At 61.0% G+C, this 1,697-nt stretch carries 1 protein-coding gene and 1 pseudogene; one reads left to right on the top strand and one right to left on the bottom strand.

All coding sequences use genetic code 11. From position 1 onward, the window contains the following. Positions 1 to 96 (bottom strand): annotated as a pseudogene (locus EN906_RS39075) (sugar ABC transporter ATP-binding protein); the annotation flags it as partial. A gap of 464 nt (positions 97 to 560) precedes the next feature. Between EN906_RS39075 and EN906_RS33205 the strand changes: the two are divergent. Next, the gene (locus tag EN906_RS33205) at positions 561 to 1,550 is read left to right on the top strand and encodes a sugar-binding protein (protein WP_127266788.1); all 990 of its coding nucleotides are present in this window, start codon (positions 561 to 563) and stop codon (positions 1,548 to 1,550) included. The last annotated feature ends 147 nt before the right edge of the window (positions 1,551 to 1,697 follow it).

A 1,697-nucleotide genomic window follows, 5' to 3' on the forward strand; every position in this document is an offset into this window, starting at 1 on the left:
GACCACCTGTCCGGGCTCGATCGACAGCGAAACGTCGTTGACAGCCTGGATGGCGCCGAAATGCCTAGAGATGTTGGTGAGTTCGAGAACCGCCACCAGCCTTTGCCTCCCCGTGATTTGCGACCTGCCGCTGTTCCCGGCGTGGATGCCGACGCTGCTTAGGCCTCGCTCTCCCCGGCTCCTCCCGAAGACGGCGTTAGCGTTCTTTTACGCAAAAGCCGGCGCACGTCAATCAATTGTCGGACGAATTGGGCCAGGACTATTTTAAAAATCCGTTTTGTAGGACAAATAGCATTGACGTTGGCGCCAAGCCGATATTAGCTAAGCGTCGGAGGAGATTATGCCGATCCCCGCTGGCGGTTCGCCGGCCGGAATCGGCGGAGGTTTGACGGCCCAGCATCCGGCGACACCTGTGTGTGAGCTGATCTGAAGCCGAATCTGGAAATGCTTATCGATCTGTCCTGGCGACACGAGCGCTCGAAACGACCCTCGGTCATCACGCATCCGGTCGATCTGTATGGCGGGCACGCCGTGTCCGTTTGTTTCAAGGGAGGACTGACATGAGGAAGACACTTTTGCTCGCCGCCGTCGCCGCAATGGCGTTGGGTGCCGGGCCGGCTTTGGCCAAGAAACAGCTCGTCATTGTCGTGAAAGGTCTCGACAATCCGTTCTTCGAGGCCATCCACCAGGGCTGCGAGAAATGGAACAAGGAAAACGCCAGCTCGGAGTATGAATGCTTCTACACCGGTCCGGCGTCGACTTCGGACGAGGCCGGCGAGGCGCAGATCGTCCAGGACATGCTGAGCAAGGCCGACACGGTGGCGATGGCGATCTCGCCGTCCAACGCGCCGCTGATCGCGCAGACGATCAAGAGCGCCAATCCGACGATCCCGATCATGACGGTCGATGCCGATCTCAGCAAGGAAGACGCAGGTCTTCGCAAGACCTATCTCGGTACCGACAATTACCTGATGGGCAAGAAGATCGGCGAGTACATCAAGAAGGGCAAGCCGAATGGCGGCACGATCTGCACCATCGAAGGCAACCCGGCAGCCGACAACATCCTGCGCCGTGCGCAAGGCATGCGTGACGCACTGTCGGGCAAGGAAGGCCTTGCGGCACTTGCCGGTGAAGGTGGCTGGACCGAAGTTCCCGGCTGCCCGGTGTTCACCAATGACGATGGCGCCAAGGGCGTGCAGGCGATGACCGACATCCTCGCCGCCAACCCCAAGCTGGACGCTTTCGGCATCATGGGCGGCTGGCCGCTGTTCGGCGCGCCGCAGCCCTATCGCGATCTGTTCGGACCGCTCAAGGACCGGATCGCCAGCAACGACTTCGTCATCGGCGCCGCCGACACGATTGGCGACGAAGTGGCGATCGCGCGTGACGGCCTTGTGACTGCTCTTGTCGGTCAGCGTCCATTCGAAATGGGCTACAAGGCACCGTCGGTGATGATCGACCTGATCGAAGGCAAGCCCGTCGCCGATCCGGTGTTCACCGGCCTCGACGAATGCACCAAGGATACGGTCGACACCTGCATCCAGAAGTAGGTTCTCGATGACGGGGCGCCCGGTTGCGGGCGCCCCGTCATTCCTGAACGGAAGCGATAATTCCCGAACGGACGCACTGGTTGGGGCAACCGGCTCCGGCTTTGCCGCGTCCGTGATCTGGGTTTTTCGGCAACGAGATCGGCGCCC

Source organism: Mesorhizobium sp. M7A.F.Ca.CA.004.06.1.1, from assembly GCF_003999135.1.
Taxonomy (GTDB): Bacteria; Pseudomonadota; Alphaproteobacteria; order Rhizobiales; family Rhizobiaceae; genus Mesorhizobium.